We start from the raw sequence: 16,076 nt of genomic DNA, 5'->3' as shown, positions 1-16,076 counted from the left end.
CGGAGTGCTAAAGCCTTCCGCCCCGCAAGACAAGCTTGGCGTTATCTGTTGGCATATTGTCGACCAGTTCGCGTCGCGATCCACGCTCCGCCCACGATGAGCGCGCACGCCACAAGGAGGGGCCAGCGCGCGGCGGCAAATCCGGCGGCGACCAGCAACAGGGTGGAGAGCACCGGCGCCGCGTAGGAGGCGACGCCGAGCAGGCCCACGTCGCCGCGTTTCATCCCGATGTCCCAGGCATAAAAGGCGATGCCCACCGGGCCGATGCCGAGCGCCGCCACCGCCGCCCATTGGATCGGCCCGGCCGGCCACACGGTCTCCTCCCAGGCGAGGTGGCAGAGCGCCGCGAGAAGCGCCGTGGCGAGGCAGAAGCCGGCGACGGCCTGTGTCGGCACATCCGCGAAGCGGGTCGCGGTGACCGAATAGATGGCCCAGATGAAGGCGCAGGCGAGGGCCGCCAGATAGCCCGGCAGGAAGCGCGCCTCGAAGCCGGAGAAGCCGCCTTTCCCCATCAGAAGCACGCCGGTGCCGGCAAGGCCGAGCAGGGCGCCGAGCACGTGCGCCCGCTTCAGGCCGGCGCCCGGCAGCATGGCGGAGAGCAGAACGATCAGCAGCGGCCAGAGATAGGCGATGAGCCCGGCCTCGGCCGGCGGCGCCAGCTTGAGGGCGGTGAAATACATGAAATGATAGCCGAACAGGCCGCCCACCCCGTGCAGCCAGGCGGCCGGCCGCTGGCGCAGGACGCGCAGGCCCGGCCCCCGCAGGGCGGCGATCAAGCCCACCAGCCCGCCGATGGCGAAGGTGAGCGCGGTGAGCTGGAACGGCGGCACCTGCCCGGTGGCGGCGGTGCAGAGCGCCAGCGTCGACCACAGGGCAATGGCGATGAGGCCGACGCGGGTGGCCCGGCGGGAGGATAAAGGCGGCGTCCGGCGCGCCGGCGGCGCTGCGGATTCATCGTCGCGAAACTTCGTCCGAAATGGCGGTTTCATCCGCCGTCAAGCCGCGGAGAAGCGGCCTTAAACCGATGTTCGTCTACGCTAAACCATTGTTTCACGTGAAACATTTTCGGAAGAACGCGGCTTGGGGGGGGCGCTTCTGCGGGCCACCTGGAGCGGCCCGCAGAAGGAGGATTGAGCGGCGAAAAGCCGAAGGCGGCGCGTGAAGTCCGCCCTCAGCAGATATATTGCGCGCCGTTGGCGGTCAGCGTCGAGCCGGTGATGAAGCCCGCGTCGTCGGCGGCCAGGAACACCACGCAACGGGCGATATCCTCCGGCTCGCCGAGGCGGCCGACCGGGATGGTGGCGACGATCTTCTCCAGCGCGTCAGCCGGCACCGCCCGCACCATTTCGGTGGCGATGTAGCCGGGCGCGATGGCGTTGACGGTGACGCCGACCTTGGCGCCTTCCTGCGCCAGCGCCTTCACGAAGCCGATCTCGCCGGCCTTGGCGGCGGAATAATTGGTCTGACCGAACTGGCCCTTCTGCCCGTTGATGGAGGAGATGCAGATGACGCGGCCGAACTTGCGGGCGCGCATGCCCTCGATCACCTGCCGGGTCATGTTGAACAGGCTGTTGAGGTTGGTATTGATGACCGCCTGCCACTGCTCCAGGGACATGCGGTGCAACTGCCCGTCGCGGGTGATGCCGGCATTGTTCACCAACACGTCCACCGGGCCGACTTCCGCCTCGACCTTGGCGACGCCGGCCTTGCAGGCTTCGAAATCTGAGACGTCCCATTTGAAGGCGGGGATGCCGGTCTTCGCGGTGAAAGCCTCGGCCGCGGCATCATTGCCGGCGTAATTGGCGGCCACCTGATAACCCGCCGCCTTGAGCGCGATGCAGATCGCTTCGCCGATCCCGCGGGTTCCCCCAGTCACCAGTGCGACACGCGCCATGTTCGTCTCCCTCTCGGTTCGTCTTCTGCCATGGCCGCATTGGTGCGGCCTTCCTCATCCGGCCGGGTGGCTGGCTGAGCCGTGCCCGGACCGTTCGCACATCGCTCCGCTTCGTTCGAGCGTGTCCGACGCGTCTTGCTGCCGCGCCCGGACCCGGGATCGAATCGGTGCAACCTTCCTTACGCCGACAACCGTGACGGATGAAAGCAAGAGGAACCATCCCCTTAGCGGGGATCGCTTCCGTTAGGTTTGATTCATCCCAAGGGAATTCGCCCTCCGCGGGTAAAAAACCGGATTGCACCGGACGCGGCGGGACCCTGGTAACGAAAACGCCCGGATTGGCGGTCCGGGCGTCATCGAAATCGAGGCGCGGCCGGTTGTCTCTACCGGCCGCGATTGAGATGCAATCAGTCGCGGGCGATGCACATGGCGATGCCCATGCCGCCGCCGATGCACAAGGTGGCGAGGCCCTTCTTGGCGTCGCGCTTTTCCATCTCGTGCAGCAGGGTCACCAGGATGCGGGTGCCCGAGGCGCCGATGGGATGGCCGATGGCGATGGCGCCGCCGTTCACATTCACCTTGCTGGTGTCCCAGCCGAGTTCCTTGTTCACCGCGATGGCCTGGGCGGCGAACGCCTCGTTGGCCTCGATGAGGTCGAGGTCATCGATGGTCCATCCGGCCTTTTCGAGCGCGGCCTTGGAGGCGGGGATGGGGCCCGTGCCCATCACCTTCGGATCGACGCCGGCCTGGGCCCAGGAGACGATGCGCGCGAGCGGCTTCTTGCCCTCGGCGGCGGCGCGGGCGGCGCTCATGAGCACCACGGCGGCGGCACCGTCATTGATGCCAGAGGCGTTGCCGGCGGTGACCGTGCCGTCCTTCTCGAACGCAGGCTTCAGTTTGGCCATGGCTTCAAGGGTGGCGCCGTGGCGGGGATATTCGTCGGTGTCCACCACCACATCGCCCTTGCGGGTGGAGATGGTGACGGGAACGATCTCGTCCTTGAAACGGCCGGCCTTCTGGGCGGCTTCCGCCTTGTTCTGGGAGGCGACCGCAAAGGTGTCCTGGTCGGCACGGGTGATCTGGTACTGGCGCGCCACGTTCTCGGCGGTATTGCCCATGTGGTAGCCGTTGAAGGCGTCCCACAGGCCGTCCTTGATCATGGTGTCCACGAAGCCGAGGTCGCCCATGCGGGTGCCGTTGCGCACGTGCGCGGCATGGTTCGACAGGCTCATGGATTCCTGGCCGCCTGCCACCACGATGTCGCTGTCGCCGGTCTGGATGGCCTGGAAGCCGAGGGCAACGGAGCGCAGGCCGGAGCCGCACACCTGGTTGATCTCCCAGGCCGGGCTCTCGATGGGCACGCCGGCGGCGATGGAGGCCTGGCGGGCGGGGTTCTGGCCCTGCGCTGCGGTGAGCACCTGGCCGAGGATCACTTCGCTGACCTTATCGGACGGCACGCCGGCGCGCTCCAGCGCGGCCTTGATGACGATGGCGCCCAATTGATGGGCGGGCAAGGTGCTCAGCGCACCGTTGAACGAGCCGACCGGGGTGCGGGCGGCTCCGACGATGACGACGTCGTCTGGCATGATGGTCTCCTGCGGGCGGGCGGCTTTTGCGCCGCACTCGGATGCCGCGCATCGTGGTTTCGCGCGGCTCTCCGTGTCAATGACCCATGTCGTCGTACGGCACTGCGCAAATACGAAACAGGCGTGCATGTTGCGCACTATTTGCGCAGCAATTTCCACGCCTGCGCTGCACAAAAGGGTGGCACAACCCACGGAAACGACTTAACCTCGGCACAGTTGAGGAAACGGATGACCGGACAATGGCCAAGACGCAAGAGCCAGTCACCATCAAGAAATACGCCAATCGCCGTTTGTATAATACGGGCACCAGCACGTATGTGACCCTCGAAGACCTCGCCACCATGGTGAAGGAAGGCGAGGATTTCGTCGTATACGATGCCAAGAATGGGGACGACATTACCCATTCGGTGCTCACGCAGATCATCTTCGAGCAGGAAAACAAAGGGCAGAACCTTCTGCCCATCGCTTTCCTTCGGCAGATCATCCGCTTTTACGGCGACAGCATGCAGATGATGGTGCCGCGCTACCTGGAGATGTCGATCGACAGCTTCACGAAGGAGCAGGGCAAGTTTCGCGACCAATATGCGAAGACCTTGACCAATTCGCCGCTCACGGGCTCGCCCCTGCCGGGCACGCCGTTCGGTGGGTTCGATGAGCATGTGCGGCGGAACATGGAAATGTTCGAGCGCGCCTTCAATATCTTCCTGCCCTTCCCGAAGGGAGAGGCCGGCGAGCCGCCGCCGCCCGCCGCTCCGGCTGCCGCCGAGCATGCGGCGGACGATCTGGAAGCCCTGAAGCGCCAGATGCTCGACATGCAGCAGAAGCTGGAAAAATTGGTCTCGAAGCCGGACACCTCCGGTAATTCCTGACGAAAGCCGGCATGGCCACAAGGCCATGCCGCGCCAGGCTTTTAGCGGAGCGCAGCCTGATTGCGGGGCATGCCAGCTATGCCCCGCGCGTAAAATCCGAGACGCGCGCATTGCGTTCGTTGCGCCACGGAAGACCTCGGCATGTTGGCTGGATACCCGCGCGCCTCTACCAGAGGGCGGGATCGGCCATGGGCTTTGCCAGACCGGTCAGCGCACCTTGGATCAGATCGCAACCCGCGGCCGTGAGCATCGCCGCCGTATGTTCGTCCTGAACCCACTCGGCCACGGTGGCGATGCCCAGTTGGCGCGCAAGATGGATCAGCGCTTCCACGAAGGCGCGGTCGTCGGCGGACTGCGTCATATGCATGATGAAGCCGCCATCGATCTTCACCATATCGACGCCAAGGCTGCGCAAGTTCCGGAACGAGGTTGAGCCGGCGCCGAAATCGTCGATCGCCACCCTTGCACCCGTCGAGCGCGCCAGTTCCACGAAGGTGCGGGCGGCGTTGAGATCGTGGACAGCAACGGATTCGGTGAGCTCCAGCACCAGGCGGGCGCCGATGTCCGGTGTCACCTCGGCCGCGAACAGGCGCATCCACTCCCGGTCGGCGATGGAGGAGGGGGAAACATTGACCGACAGCCGCAGATTCTGGTCGGCACGCATCGCCGATGTCACCAGCCTCAGGACGCGCCGATCCAGCACGCCCATCAGCCCCAGCGCTTCGGCGGTGGCGATGATGCTGCCGGTTTCATGTGGATTGTCGTTCGGCCCCGGCGAGATGCGGGCAAGAGCTTCGTAGAACACGACCGCACGCGAATGAGCATCCGCCACGGGCTGGAGCGCAATGGTTACGCGCTTCTCTTTCAGCGCCTTGACGATGTCTTCCGCAATCCTGAGATTGGTGCGGCGGCGCCCATCGCGGGCCGCGTCGCGCTCGTAGAGGTGAACTGATCCACGCTCGCGCTTCTTGGCGCGCTCAAGCGCCTCCTGCGCCCGCGCGACCATGTGCGCGCCGGTTATCGCCCGCAGCGGGGCAACGGCGGCGCCGATGGTAACGCTGACCGGCATCGGGCCGGCACCAGTGTCGATCGGCGTGTCCCGCACGTGCGCAATCAAGGCTTCGCAGAGCTCCGGCAGGGCCTGGGGATCGATTCCCCGCGCCAGCAAGGCGAACTTGTTGCCGGAGAAGCGCGAGAGCACATCGGACCCGCGCACCCGCGTGCGCAGCCGCGCGGCGACCTGGCCGATCGCCTGATCGGCGATCTCGAAGCCGAAGCTGTCGTTCATGCGGCCTAGATAATCGATTCCGATCAGGATCAGCGCCCAGCTGATATGGGTATCCTCGACCGCCTTGATATGGTCGGACAGGATATCCATCAACCGGCTGCGCGTGACCAATCCCGTGAGGGGATCTATATGGCCGCCGTGCAGGGCGTGTGTGCTCTTTGGGATCTCGCCGATCACATGCAGCGTGCCCAATGCGTGGCTTGGGCGCCCATCCGGGCCGCCGAACCAGCGGCCATTGTCCACCACCCAGATCAGGCGTCCGTTTTGCCCGGACCCAAGCTGGAGCTGATAGGAGGAATCATAGGGTGCGCCGTCGCCGATTTCGCGCAAAGGGGCATGCAACAGGGACTTGCGGCCGGTGGCGGCCCCGGCGGCGGTGCGGCAATATTCATCGAACGAACGGCCGGTCGCAAATAGTCGTGTGGCTTCGTCACCTAAAACGCGAGTTGCGTTGTCGCTCCAAGACAGTCTGTCGGTTGTAATATCCCAGCGATAGCCCACGCATTCGATGGCGGTCATAAAGTCAATGATATCGGAAGGGACAGGCCCTGATCTGGCGGAATCATTCCCTCCGCCGCTGGACATGCCGGCATCGTCGATCTGCCCTGCCACGGTTGCCTACCTCTGCCTGGCCGAACCCTCACGGGTTGCTCTGCTCAGGTCAACCCCGCGATCACCTAACCGTGTCCAGTGACTACCGCACGACACTTTTCAGTTTGCGCGAGGCTCGACGCTGAAATCACGCTGCGCGACGCGCACCGAAACGGAAAACCCAGCCACCACATCCAGCAGCATGATGCACAGAAGGAGGGCAAAAACCGAAGTGCCAGCCTGAGGCACCAAGAGAAATTCGACGATGCCGCCAATGAACACCAGCATCGAGAGCATATGGTCGACCAGCGAGCGTGACGAGACGCGGGTGGATTTGAGGATCTCGAAAAACAGGATGAACAGGCTGAATGCGACGAATGCGTCCGCAATCGTGATCTGCCAGACAGCACCCGACATCATCGCGAACGACCCGAGGATGGAATGCCAATCCAGGCCCGGGGTCAGGAAGCAGAAAATGTTATAAATGGCGAGCGGGACAATCAGCAGCGGAATCGGCGTCAGCATTGATTGCTCCTCCACCCGGCTTCACCGGAAGCGGAATGCCCGCTGGTCCGGTTATCGGGGGATGGGTCGCACATTCCCGCGCAAAAGTCACCGTCCCCGCAGCGGGGCGGTCGCGACTTTCCTGCCTGATCAAAGACTTGGCTAAGAATGGCTTGCGATCCGCGCAAAATGCGGTTGAAGGGCCAATGCCCGGAATCCACCGCATTGCGCATGTGCGTGCGATCCGCAGGGCGATCGCCGCTATAAAATGACGCTTCGCCTCGGGCGGAATCATCCACTCAAGAGGCGGAGGCCTCCCTCAGGAGGCCATATGCGCGGGCTGTTCCCCGCGGCGCCTTGGCGAGAGGGCGCCCGCGCTGTTCGCGTACGCCAGCAGGCTCAGGCTTCGGCCTTGGGCTTCAGGATCTGACGGCCGCGATACATGCCGGTCTTCGGGTCGAGGTGGTGCGGGCGACGCAGTTCGCCGGAATCCTTGTCCTCGACATAGGTCGGCTGCTTCAGCGCATCGGCCGAGCGGCGCATGCCGCGACGGGACGGCGAGGTTTTTCTCTTAGGGACGGCCATGTCCAAACTCCGGGGAAAACGACCAAACTCATTGCGCCTGCAGCGAAGGTCCGCGCAGACTAGCGAAACCAAAATCTCGATTGGAGGCGCGCCTTATACAGGCTTGCGCGACGGAGCGAAAGGCCCCCGCGGCAAATTCTGGTGGGCGAGATTTCTCTTAATTGGCACGCCCGCGCCGCACGAATGCCCACTTGCCACGCGAAGGGACCTGAGCGAGGGTGCGCGCCGCTTCGGGCACCCGCAAGATTTTAAGGACTTCGGACATGATGCGTTCCGCTCCTACCGCCGCAATGGCGCTCGCGCTGTCGGCCTTCGCCTTTGGCGGCGTGGCTTCGGCCCAGACGGCCGCCCCGGCGCCGGCTGCAGCTGCTGCCGCCGCTCCTGCGGTTCCCGCCGGGACGCCCGCCGGCGACGCGATCGTGGCGACCGTCAACGGCACGCCCATCCGCGCCAGCGAAGTGGCGATCGCCGAGGAAGACATCGGCCCCGGCCTGCCGCAGGTGCAGGGCGAAGCGCGGCGCGAATATGTGCTTTCCTTCCTCACCGACATGACCCTGCTCGCCAAGGCCGCCGAGGCGCAGAAGCTGGACCAGACCGCCGATTTCAAGATGCGGATGGATTATTCCCGCACCAAGGCCCTGATGGAAGCGCTGATGAGCGCCGAGGCCAAGAAGGCCGTGACCGAAGAGGCCAAGAAGGCCACCTATGATGAGTTCGTGAAGGCCAGCAAGCCCGAAACCGAGGTGCGCGCCCGGCACATTCTGGTGGATACCGAGGCCAAGGCCAAGGAAATCGCCGCCAAGGCCAAGGCCGGCGAGGATTTCGCCAAGCTCGCCAAGGAAAACTCCAAGGACAGCGCCGAAGACGGCGGCGATCTCGGCTATTTCACGAAGGAACAGATGGTGCCGGAATTCGCCGACGCCGCGTTCAAGCTCGAAAAGGGCCAGATCTCCGACCCGGTGAAAAGCCAGTTCGGCTGGCACGTCATCAAGCTGGAAGACAAGCGCACCAAGCCCGTGCCGACCTATGACCAAGTGTCCGATCAGATCGACCAATATCTGATCCGCAAGGCCCAGGGCGACCTCGTCACGAAGCTGCGCGCCGAAGCAAAGATCGAGCGCACGACGCCGCCTGCCGGCGCCACCCCCGCCGCGCCCGCGCCAGCCGCTCCTGCCGCGACGCCGGCCCCCGCCGCGAAGTGAGGCGAGGCCGGATCAGCCGGTCGGCTTGTGTCATGTAATTTTGCGCCGTCCGGGTATCCCGGGCGGCGTTTTCTTTATTTTATGGCAATGAGGTGAAGGCCGCCCGGCTCAGGCCTGGAGGCCGAGGGCCTTGCGCAGGGCGAGGCTGCGCGCCGTGCGCTCGGCTGCGGGCAGGGGCACGCGCGTGCCATGACCGAACACCGGGCCGGGCCAAGCCGCGTCGTCGGGATTGCGGCCGACCACATGCACATGGAGCTGGGCCACCACATTGCCAAGCGCCGCCACGTTGAGCTTGGCACAGCCGCTGATGGCCTTCAGGGCGGCACTGGCGGCGGAAATCTCGTCCATCAGGACGCGCCGGTCTTCCGGAGGCAGGTCGATGATCTCGCTCGCCCCCGCGCGGCGCGGCACGAGAACGATCCAGGGGAAGCGGGAGTCATCGACCAGGCGCACATGGCACAGGGGGAGGTCGCCGAGGGCGGGGCCATCAGCTGCGAGCCTGGGATCGATATGGAAAAGGGATCTGGACATGGAGCCACTTGAGCTTGCGTCCTCGCGAAGGGCAAGCGACCAGGAGGTGTGCACGAAAAGGTGAACAGCCCCCGCCCGCCGCCGGCCTGCCGGGAGGGCCCGGAACCCCCATCCGCAAGAAAGAGAGCCGGCGCGCTTGCCAAGCGGGCTGCAGCCGACGATATAGGGGCCGGGAGGTTGGCGGTGGACGAGCCACTCGCCAACCGGGTCAGGTCCGGAAGGAAGCAGCCCCAACGAGACCGTCTCGGGTTGCCGATCAGCCTCCCACCTTTTTCTCCACCTCGCCTGGAAATCCGCATCGCCTGATGCCGCATCGCGCGGCCCCGGGCTCGGGTGGCGATCAGATGCGGAGGCGCATATGTGGGCCATTGCGGTCATTCTGCTGAGCGCCTTGTCCGGTCCCGATGCCCACGTGGTCACGAAGGCCGGCCTGTTCACGACCGAAGACAGCTGCAAGGCCGGGCTCGCGGCCGGCGTGCCGTCGCGGCTGGAAGGCGAGGCGGTCCAGCAATTCAAGGACGGCTATCGCCGCTACATCTGCGTCCGTGTGGGCGGGGCCGATCTGTTTCAGCGGGCGAAATGATTTTCGCGGGATCGGGCGGCCGGCGAAGCGGCGGCCGGAAGGGCTGGAAGCCCTGTGATTTTCGCAAAATGTTTCACGTGAAACAATAACTTAGCGAAGACGAACAGGGGTTTGGTGAAGCGTCTCCGTGCCTTTTCGCCGGACGACACCGCCTTTTCGCCCGAAGTTCCGCGAAACGCTTCGCCACCTTCCAGGCTGGGGGCGAAGCAGCTGGGATCGCCAAAAATCGCTGCGCCCGCCGCCCGGAATGGTATGAAGGGACATGAGCGCGGATCTTCCTGACGACACCCCCGGCTTCGACCTCGGCGCCCCGCCCGCGGCGGCTGCCGCTGCGCCCTATCGCGTGCTGGCGCGCAAATACCGGCCCCAGAATTTCACGGACCTGATCGGCCAGGAGGCCATGGTCCGCACCTTGTCGAACGCCTTCGCCTCCGGCCGCATCGCCCAGGCCTATATCCTCACGGGCGTGCGCGGGGTGGGCAAGACCACCACCGCCCGCATCCTCGCCCGCGCGCTCAATTACGAGCCCATGGAAGGCGGCGGCGGGCCGAGCCTCGACCTCTCGGTCATGGGCCGGCATTGCCGGGACATCATCGAATCGCGCCATGTGGACGTGATGGAGATGGACGCAGCCTCCAACACCTCCATCAACGACATTCGCGAGATCATCGAGGGCTCGCGCTACCGCCCCGCCATGGCGCGGTACAAGGTCTACATCATCGACGAAGTGCACATGCTCTCCACGGCGGCCTTCAACGGCCTGCTGAAGACGCTGGAGGAGCCGCCGGAGCATGTGAAATTCGTGTTCGCCACCACCGAGATCCGCAAGGTGCCGGTGACCGTGCTCTCGCGCTGCCAGCGCTTCGACCTGCGGCGGGTGGAGGCCGGCGTCCTCGCCGCCCACATCGCCGGCATCTGCGCGAAGGAGAACGTAACGGTCGAGGCGGAGGCGCTCTCCACCATCGCCCGCGCGGCGGAAGGTTCGGTGCGCGATGCGCTTTCGCTGCTGGACCAGGCCATCGCCCATGGCGGCGGCAGCGTCGGCGCGGAAGAAGTGCGCCGGCTGCTGGGCCTCGCCGACCGGGCGCGCGTGATCGACCTGTTCGAGGCGCTGATGAAGGGCGACATGGCCCGGGCGCTGGACGAGTTCCGCGAGCAATATGACGGCGGCGCAGACGCGGCCGTGATTCTGACGGATCTGGCCGAATTCACTCATCTTGTGACACGGCTAAAGATCGTGCCTGAGAGCGCGAGCGATGCGGCGCTGGTGGAGGCCGAGCGGGTGCGCGGCGTCGAGATGGGCAAGGCGCTTTCCATGCGGGTGCTGTCGCGCGCCTGGCAGATGCTCGCCAAGGGCATCGCCGAGGTGCAGCAGGCGGCCAAGCCCGCCCAGGCGGCCGAAATGGTGCTGGTGCGCCTCGGTTATGCCGCCGATCTGCCCACGCCGGACGAGGCGCTGCGCCGGCTAAGAGACATGCCCGCCTCGGAGGGTGCGGCCCCCGCACTGCCCGGCGGCGGTGGTGGCGGCGGTGGCGGGGCCAGCGCGCGCCTCGCGCTTGCGCCCCGCGCCGAGCGTGCGCCCGACCCCGTCATGGCGCGGGCGGCCCCGGCCCCCGTGGCGCAGGAGGGGCCGGTTCTCGCCTCGCTCCAGGATGTGGTCGCGCTCGCCAGCGCCAAGCGTGATCTGCTGCTGAAGCACGCGGTCGAGACCCAGGTGCGCCTCGTGCACCTCGAAGAGGGGCGCATCGAGTTCGCCTTGGTGCCGGACGGCAACCCGAATCTCGTCCAGGATCTGTCGCGCAAGCTCACGGAATGGACCGGCCGCCGCTGGCTGGTGTCGCTGACGTCCCGCGCGCCCGGCGCGCCGACCCTGGCGGAGACCGCCCATGCGGTGCGCCAGGAGCGCGAGGAGGGCATCCGGGCGGACCCGCTGGTCTCCGCCGTGCTGTCGCGGTTTCCCGGCGCGCAGATCGTTGACGTGCGCACCCGCGAGGAGAGTGCGGAGATCGGCCTCGCGCCGGCGGACGAGGACGCTTATATGGGCCCTGGGTTCGACGACGACGGCGAGCCCTGATCCCGACCCCGGCACGGAGAGACCTGATGCGCGACCTCATGGGCATGATGAAGCAGGCAAAAGAGCTTCAGGAGCGCATGCAGCAGATGCAGCAGGAGATGGAGAACACGGAGGTGGAGGGCGCTTCCGGCGGCGGCCTTGTCACCGTGCGCATGACGGTTAAGGGCGACACCAAGGCGGTGCGGATCGATCCCAGCCTGCTCAAGGCCGATGAAGGCGAGATCCTGGAGGATCTCATGGTCGCCGCGCTCGCCGACGCCCGCCACAAGGCGGAGCGAATCATGCAGGAAAAGATGAAGTCCATGACCGGCGGCCTTGCCCTGCCGCCGGGCCTCAACCTGTTCTGAGCGATCCCCGCGCGGCACGGTGCGCCGCGCGAACCGGTTTCAGGCCGGCACGCCGCTGCTCGGCGCGAGGCGGCCGGCGAGATTGCCGTAGAACAGCGCGGCGATCAGGTCGGTCTGGGTGACGATGCCCACCAGCTGGAGGTGGCCGTCCATCACCGGCAAATGGTGCAGGCCGGCATCGAGCATCATGGGAATGAGATTGGCGATCGGCGTGTCCGGGCGCGCCGATTTGACCGGCGCCGTCATGATGTCGGCAACGCTGGCATCCGGGGCGCGTCCGGCGTTCAGGCCCTGCTTCAGGCGTTGCGCAAGGCCGATGTGCGGGCCGTTGCGGCCCCAGTCCGCCTTGTCGAGCAGATCGGTCTGGGTGACGATTCCCACCACGTGCGCTTTCTCGTCCGTCACCGGCAAAGCCTTGATGTGATGCCCGCGCAACAGGTCCAAGGCCTCGCGCAGAGGGGTTTCCGGCGCCACCGCGAGGACATTGCGGGTCATGATGTCGCCGCAGGTGATCTCCCCCGTGCGGCGCAGATAGCCGCGCGTCTGCGCCTGCCGCAGGATCGCTTCGAGGGCGTTGCGGTCGATGTCCATAACCTCGCCATACTGCTTCAACACGGCATCGAGGTCGGCGGCGGAGAAGCCGACGCGATCCTTGGCGCGTCCGGGGTCGCCGGGCGCCGCCGCGATCGGGGCGAGCTGGGGATAGCGGCGGCCGGTGAGATTGTTGTAGGCGAGCGCGCAGCCGAGCAGCAGCAGCGAATTGATCCCCACCGGCCAGAGCACGAACTGATAGCCGAGCGCATGGATCGCCGGGCCGCCGAGCACGGCGGTGAGCGCCACCGCGCCGCTCGGCGGATGCAGGCAGCGCAGCACCAGCATCAGGCCGATGGCGACGCCGCCCGCCACCCCCGCCGCCACATAGGGATGGGGAATGAGAAGGCCGGCGGTCACGCCCACCAGCGCCGCCACCAGATTGCCGCCGAGGATCGACCAAGGCTGAGCCAGCGGGCTCGACGGCACGGCGAACAGCAGCACCGATGATGCCCCCATGGGCGCGATCAGCAGCGCCAGATTGTCCACCGGCCCGAGCGCGAGTTGGGTGATGAAGCCGGTGAGGAATAGGCCCAGCCCGGCGCCGCAGGCCGCGCGCAGGCGTTCCACATTGCTCACGGGCGTCAGCGCGGGCAGCAGGCGCTTCAGGAAGGCGAGGATTGGAAGCATGGGCGCCATCCTTGGCGGTCCGACAGGTGCGGCGCGGGCGGGGAACGGCCGAGAGGCCGGAATGCCCAAAGTTTTAGCAATTTGAACGCATCCTAGGCAATCTCTGGCATGCAGTATTTTCGCGGGTGAAAGCGGCGTTTCCAGAGGGCAAGATCCGCAACTTTTTGGTTGCCTATTTTCGAGATTTCGAGATGATCAGGCAACCAGGAGGTTGCCTATGTCCAATTCCATCGAAAAGACCATCGATCTGAAGGCACCCGTCGAAAAGGTGTGGCACGCGCTCACCGACCACGAGGCGTTCGGCACCTGGTTCCGCGTGAAGCTGGACGGGCCGTTCATGCCCGGCACCCGCTCCACGGGGCGGATGACGGTGCCCGGCTATGAGCATGTGACATGGAACGCCACGGTGAAACAGATGGAGCCGCCGCGCCTGTTCTCCTTCACCTGGCATCCCTATGCCATCGAGGCCGGGGTGGACTATTCCGGCGAGACGCCGACGCTGGTCGAGTTTCGCCTCTTCCCCATTGCGGCCGGCACCCGCCTGACCGTGACCGAAACCGGCTTCGACGCCCTGCCGCCCCACCGCATGCCCGACGCCCTGCGCATGAACGACCGAGGCTGGGCCGCGCAAATAGGCAATATCCAAGCCTATGTCGAGCGCTAGCCCTTCCGCCGCCGGGGCCGACCCGGTCCCGGTGTTCGCAGCCCTCGGCGATCACACGCGCCTTGCCCTCTTGACCCGGCTCAGCGACGGGCAGGAGGCCTCCATCGCGGGCCTGTCCGCCGGCACGGCTCTGACCCGGCAGGCGGTGACCAAGCATCTGCGCGTGCTGGAGGAGGCGGGCCTCGTGCGCAGCGTGCGGGTGGGGCGGGAAAGCCGGTTCGCCTTCCGCCCCGATGCGGTGGATGCCGCCCGTGCCTATCTCGATGCCGTCTCCCGCCAGTGGGACGACGCGCTGGCGCGGCTCAGCGCGTTCGTCGAGCGGTGAGGCCGGCGCTCAGGCCGCGCGCTTGGTCACGGCCGGGGGATAGCGCAGCGGCGCGCCGAAGCGGTTGTACATATTGATCAACCCCACCGCGGCGGTGAGGTTGACGATCTCGGCCTCCGAGAAGTGTGCGCTCACTTCGGCATAAAGCGCCTCCGAAGCGGGACCGGAGGAGAGGCGGGTGAGGGCCTCGGTCCAGGCCAGCGCCGCGCGCTCGCGGGCGGTGAAGACCGGCGCTTCCTGCCAGACCGCGAGCAATTGCAGGCGGTCTTCGGTTTCGCCCTCCTTGCGGGCGTCGTCCGCATGCATCTGCACGCAATAGGCGCAGCCGTTGATCTGCGAGGCACGCAGCTTCACCAGTTCCAGCAGGGAATTCTCAAGCCCGCTCGCCTTCACCGCGGCGCTGAGGTCGGCGAGCGCGGCGAACACCGGCTTGGCGAGGCCATAGGCCTTGGCGGGCGAGATGTGGGCGGAATGTGCGGTCGTGTCGGACATGGACGTCTCAGGCTCCATCGTGCATATCAGAGGTCTGATAGGGGTCTATATAAGAGGTCTGATATGGAGGGCAAGAGCCTCCCGTCCGCCTTGCCGCGCCCGGGCGAGCGCAAGCGCGGCGTGGATGGATACCTCGGGTATCTTCTGCGTCAGGCGAACGCGGCGTCCAGCCATGCCCTGCAGGAGGCCTTGGCGGATCTTGGCCTGACGGCCCCGCAATTCCTCGTCCTCACTCTGGTGAAGGCCTATCCCGGACAGCCGGCGGCGCAGATCGCCCGGCTGGCCCTGCTGACGCCGCAGACCCTGACCGTGATCGTCCGCAATCTCGAGCGCGACGGCGCGCTGACGCGGACCGCGCCCGCCGCCGGCCGCGCCATCAGCCTCCATGTCACGCCGGCGGGGGAGGCTTTGCTTGCCCAGTGCCGGGGCCGCACCGCGCCCCTTGAAGCGCGCATGGCCGCCGGCCTCTCGCCGGAGGAGGAAAGCGTGGTGCGGCGCTGGCTGGTGCGGGTCGCAACCGATTTCGCGGTCGACGGCGATGGCCCGCCGGAGCCGTCATAGCCCCGCCCGGTGAGGCGCGGGCCTGCGGCCGGTTTGCGGGACCCTTGGCGGAAGGCCGATGGCGGGGCTACATGGCAGGCTGAAGTTCGTGTCGAGAAAGCCCGCCATGCCCCGCGCCGTCGCCGGCCCCGAGATTGAACGCCTGATCCAGCTGCTGGCCCGCCTGCCGGGCCTCGGCCCGCGTTCGGCGCGCCGGGCCGCCCTGCATCTGATCAAGAAGCGCGAGACCTTGCTGGCCCCGCTCACGCTCGCCATGCAGGACGCATTGGGCAAGATCGTCGAATGCCGCGTGTGCGGGAATCTCGATGTGCGTGATCCCTGCACGGTCTGTGCGGACCATGAGCGCGACCCGACCGTGCTGGTGGTGGTGGCGGACGTCTCCGATCTATGGGCGCTGGAGCGGGCCTCGGCCATCCACGCCAAATATCATGTGCTCGGCGGCGTGCTCTCGCCGCTCGACGGGGTGGGGCCGGAGGATCTCTCCATCGCCAAGCTGATCGGCCGGGTGGAGGCCGAGGGCTTCAAGGAAGTGATCCTGGCGCTCGGCGCCACCGTGGATGGTCAGACCACCGCCCATTACATCACCGACCTGTTGCGCGACCTGCCGGTGAAGGTGACGCGCCTCGCCCATGGCGTGCCGGTGGGCGGGGACCTCGCCTATCTCGACGAAGGCACCCTCTCCGCCGCCATGCGGGCGCGGACCAGCGTCGGGTAAGCCCCCTCCGGGCGCTCGGGCTCCTCCCACGTCAGCGTCCTCCC

General features: G+C 66.6%; 18 protein-coding genes and 1 other RNA gene. 10 read left to right on the top strand and 9 right to left on the bottom strand.

What is annotated here, in order from left to right; genetic code table 11:
* Positions 1 to 41: 41 nt before the first annotated feature.
* The 3 genes from yddG to V5F68_RS17935 all read right to left on the bottom strand — a co-directional run bounded on the left by yddG (position 42) and on the right by V5F68_RS17935 (position 3,480).
* Positions 42 to 989, bottom strand: coding sequence for an aromatic amino acid exporter YddG (yddG, locus tag V5F68_RS17945; RefSeq protein ID WP_394014355.1), 948 nt, complete (start codon positions 987 to 989; stop codon positions 42 to 44).
* A gap of 182 nt (positions 990 to 1,171) precedes the next feature.
* Entirely contained in the window at positions 1,172 to 1,894 is a 723-nt protein-coding gene (gene phbB, locus V5F68_RS17940) for an acetoacetyl-CoA reductase (RefSeq protein ID WP_394014354.1), read from the bottom strand.
* A gap of 407 nt (positions 1,895 to 2,301) precedes the next feature.
* Positions 2,302 to 3,480: an acetyl-CoA C-acetyltransferase gene (locus V5F68_RS17935; RefSeq protein ID WP_394014353.1), complete on the bottom strand. Its 1,179-nt coding sequence runs from the start codon at positions 3,478 to 3,480 to the stop codon at positions 2,302 to 2,304.
* A gap of 239 nt (positions 3,481 to 3,719) precedes the next feature.
* Between V5F68_RS17935 and phaR the strand changes: the two genes are divergently transcribed.
* Positions 3,720 to 4,349 carry a polyhydroxyalkanoate synthesis repressor PhaR gene (phaR, locus tag V5F68_RS17930; protein WP_348844080.1) on the top strand — a complete coding sequence of 210 codons (630 nt, stop codon included), beginning with the start codon at positions 3,720 to 3,722 and terminating at the stop codon, positions 4,347 to 4,349.
* 166 nt (positions 4,350 to 4,515) lie between these two features.
* Here the strand turns inward: phaR and V5F68_RS17925 are convergent, their stop codons facing one another.
* The 3 genes from V5F68_RS17925 to rpmF all read right to left on the bottom strand — a co-directional run bounded on the left by V5F68_RS17925 (position 4,516) and on the right by rpmF (position 7,317).
* Positions 4,516 to 6,156: an EAL domain-containing protein gene (locus tag V5F68_RS17925; RefSeq protein WP_394014352.1), complete on the bottom strand. Its 1,641-nt coding sequence runs from the start codon at positions 6,154 to 6,156 to the stop codon at positions 4,516 to 4,518.
* A gap of 192 nt (positions 6,157 to 6,348) precedes the next feature.
* The gene (locus V5F68_RS17920; RefSeq protein ID WP_394014351.1) at positions 6,349 to 6,753 is read right to left on the bottom strand and encodes a hypothetical protein; all 405 of its coding nucleotides are present in this window, start codon (positions 6,751 to 6,753) and stop codon (positions 6,349 to 6,351) included.
* Between the two features lie 378 nt (positions 6,754 to 7,131).
* Positions 7,132 to 7,317, bottom strand: a complete 186-nt coding sequence (rpmF, locus tag V5F68_RS17915; protein WP_348844083.1) for a 50S ribosomal protein L32 — start codon at positions 7,315 to 7,317, stop codon at positions 7,132 to 7,134.
* A gap of 263 nt (positions 7,318 to 7,580) precedes the next feature.
* Between rpmF and V5F68_RS17910 the strand changes: the two genes are divergently transcribed.
* On the top strand, positions 7,581 to 8,519 hold the full coding sequence (locus V5F68_RS17910) for a peptidylprolyl isomerase (RefSeq protein WP_394014350.1): 939 nt from the start codon (positions 7,581 to 7,583) through the stop codon (positions 8,517 to 8,519).
* A gap of 108 nt (positions 8,520 to 8,627) precedes the next feature.
* On the opposite strand, the gene V5F68_RS17905 is transcribed toward V5F68_RS17910, so the two are convergent.
* Positions 8,628 to 9,050, bottom strand: coding sequence for an HIT family protein (locus V5F68_RS17905; protein WP_394014349.1), 423 nt, complete (start codon positions 9,048 to 9,050; stop codon positions 8,628 to 8,630).
* A gap of 171 nt (positions 9,051 to 9,221) precedes the next feature.
* Here V5F68_RS17905 and ffs point away from each other — a divergent pair.
* The 4 genes from ffs to V5F68_RS17885 all read left to right on the top strand — a co-directional run bounded on the left by ffs (position 9,222) and on the right by V5F68_RS17885 (position 12,054).
* An RNA gene (gene ffs, locus V5F68_RS17900) (signal recognition particle sRNA small type) lies at positions 9,222 to 9,319 on the top strand.
* A gap of 89 nt (positions 9,320 to 9,408) precedes the next feature.
* Positions 9,409 to 9,633, top strand: a complete 225-nt coding sequence (locus V5F68_RS17895; RefSeq protein WP_348844086.1) for a hypothetical protein — start codon at positions 9,409 to 9,411, stop codon at positions 9,631 to 9,633.
* 262 nt (positions 9,634 to 9,895) lie between these two features.
* Positions 9,896 to 11,707, top strand: coding sequence for a DNA polymerase III subunit gamma/tau (locus V5F68_RS17890; protein WP_394014348.1), 1,812 nt, complete (start codon positions 9,896 to 9,898; stop codon positions 11,705 to 11,707).
* Between the two features lie 26 nt (positions 11,708 to 11,733).
* Complete coding sequence (locus V5F68_RS17885) at positions 11,734 to 12,054, top strand: YbaB/EbfC family nucleoid-associated protein (protein WP_394014347.1); 321 nt, start codon at positions 11,734 to 11,736, stop codon at positions 12,052 to 12,054.
* Between the two features lie 39 nt (positions 12,055 to 12,093).
* Here the strand turns inward: V5F68_RS17885 and V5F68_RS17880 are convergent, their stop codons facing one another.
* Complete coding sequence (locus tag V5F68_RS17880) at positions 12,094 to 13,275, bottom strand: HPP family protein (RefSeq protein WP_394014346.1); 1,182 nt, start codon at positions 13,273 to 13,275, stop codon at positions 12,094 to 12,096.
* Positions 13,276 to 13,492: 217 nt separating this feature from the next.
* Here V5F68_RS17880 and V5F68_RS17875 point away from each other — a divergent pair, with 217 nt between their 5' ends.
* Positions 13,493 to 13,939, top strand: coding sequence for an SRPBCC family protein (locus V5F68_RS17875; RefSeq protein ID WP_394014345.1), 447 nt, complete (start codon positions 13,493 to 13,495; stop codon positions 13,937 to 13,939).
* Entirely contained in the window at positions 13,926 to 14,264 is a 339-nt protein-coding gene (locus tag V5F68_RS17870; RefSeq protein WP_394014344.1) for an ArsR/SmtB family transcription factor, read from the top strand. Before V5F68_RS17875 ends, V5F68_RS17870 begins: the two co-directional genes overlap by 14 nt.
* A gap of 9 nt (positions 14,265 to 14,273) precedes the next feature.
* Here the strand turns inward: V5F68_RS17870 and V5F68_RS17865 are convergent, their stop codons facing one another.
* Positions 14,274 to 14,756 (bottom strand): carboxymuconolactone decarboxylase family protein, encoded by a 483-nt coding sequence (locus V5F68_RS17865; protein ID WP_394014343.1) that lies wholly within the window; start codon positions 14,754 to 14,756, stop codon positions 14,274 to 14,276.
* 63 nt (positions 14,757 to 14,819) lie between these two features.
* Here V5F68_RS17865 and V5F68_RS17860 point away from each other — a divergent pair, with 63 nt between their 5' ends.
* Together V5F68_RS17860 and recR are read left to right on the top strand one after the other, a co-directional pair.
* Positions 14,820 to 15,317, top strand: a complete 498-nt coding sequence (locus V5F68_RS17860; protein ID WP_394014342.1) for a MarR family winged helix-turn-helix transcriptional regulator — start codon at positions 14,820 to 14,822, stop codon at positions 15,315 to 15,317.
* A 106-nt stretch (positions 15,318 to 15,423) separates the two neighbouring features.
* Positions 15,424 to 16,032: a recombination mediator RecR gene (recR, locus tag V5F68_RS17855; protein WP_394014341.1), complete on the top strand. Its 609-nt coding sequence runs from the start codon at positions 15,424 to 15,426 to the stop codon at positions 16,030 to 16,032.
* Positions 16,033 to 16,076 lie beyond the last annotated feature (44 nt).

Source organism: Roseixanthobacter pseudopolyaromaticivorans (assembly GCF_043195145.2).
Lineage (GTDB): Bacteria > Pseudomonadota > Alphaproteobacteria > Rhizobiales > Xanthobacteraceae > NCEH01.
The sequence above is the reverse complement of the archived record's forward strand: the minus strand, read 5'-3'. Positions and strand labels throughout refer to the sequence as shown.

What these genes read in the sequence shown, in the direction of transcription:
- V5F68_RS17865 (WP_394014343.1), bottom strand. Translation starts at nt 14,756, where the DNA reads ATGTCCGACACGACCGCACATTCCGCCCACATCTCGCCCGCCAAGGCC.
- recR (WP_394014341.1), top strand. Translation starts at nt 15,424, where the DNA reads ATGCCCCGCGCCGTCGCCGGCCCCGAGATTGAACGCCTGATCCAGCTG.
- V5F68_RS17885 (WP_394014347.1), top strand. Translation starts at nt 11,734, where the DNA reads ATGCGCGACCTCATGGGCATGATGAAGCAGGCAAAAGAGCTTCAGGAG.
- phbB (WP_394014354.1), bottom strand. Translation starts at nt 1,894, where the DNA reads ATGGCGCGTGTCGCACTGGTGACTGGGGGAACCCGCGGGATCGGCGAA.
- rpmF (WP_348844083.1), bottom strand. Translation starts at nt 7,317, where the DNA reads ATGGCCGTCCCTAAGAGAAAAACCTCGCCGTCCCGTCGCGGCATGCGC.
- V5F68_RS17920 (WP_394014351.1), bottom strand. Translation starts at nt 6,753, where the DNA reads ATGCTGACGCCGATTCCGCTGCTGATTGTCCCGCTCGCCATTTATAAC.
- V5F68_RS17890 (WP_394014348.1), top strand. Translation starts at nt 9,896, where the DNA reads ATGAGCGCGGATCTTCCTGACGACACCCCCGGCTTCGACCTCGGCGCC.
- V5F68_RS17870 (WP_394014344.1), top strand. Translation starts at nt 13,926, where the DNA reads ATGTCGAGCGCTAGCCCTTCCGCCGCCGGGGCCGACCCGGTCCCGGTG.
- V5F68_RS17880 (WP_394014346.1), bottom strand. Translation starts at nt 13,275, where the DNA reads ATGCTTCCAATCCTCGCCTTCCTGAAGCGCCTGCTGCCCGCGCTGACG.
- V5F68_RS17905 (WP_394014349.1), bottom strand. Translation starts at nt 9,050, where the DNA reads ATGTCCAGATCCCTTTTCCATATCGATCCCAGGCTCGCAGCTGATGGC.
- V5F68_RS17910 (WP_394014350.1), top strand. Translation starts at nt 7,581, where the DNA reads ATGATGCGTTCCGCTCCTACCGCCGCAATGGCGCTCGCGCTGTCGGCC.
- phaR (WP_348844080.1), top strand. Translation starts at nt 3,720, where the DNA reads ATGGCCAAGACGCAAGAGCCAGTCACCATCAAGAAATACGCCAATCGC.
- V5F68_RS17875 (WP_394014345.1), top strand. Translation starts at nt 13,493, where the DNA reads ATGTCCAATTCCATCGAAAAGACCATCGATCTGAAGGCACCCGTCGAA.
- V5F68_RS17935 (WP_394014353.1), bottom strand. Translation starts at nt 3,480, where the DNA reads ATGCCAGACGACGTCGTCATCGTCGGAGCCGCCCGCACCCCGGTCGGC.
- V5F68_RS17860 (WP_394014342.1), top strand. Translation starts at nt 14,820, where the DNA reads ATGGAGGGCAAGAGCCTCCCGTCCGCCTTGCCGCGCCCGGGCGAGCGC.
- V5F68_RS17925 (WP_394014352.1), bottom strand. Translation starts at nt 6,156, where the DNA reads ATGACCGCCATCGAATGCGTGGGCTATCGCTGGGATATTACAACCGAC.
- yddG (WP_394014355.1), bottom strand. Translation starts at nt 989, where the DNA reads ATGAAACCGCCATTTCGGACGAAGTTTCGCGACGATGAATCCGCAGCG.
- V5F68_RS17895 (WP_348844086.1), top strand. Translation starts at nt 9,409, where the DNA reads ATGTGGGCCATTGCGGTCATTCTGCTGAGCGCCTTGTCCGGTCCCGAT.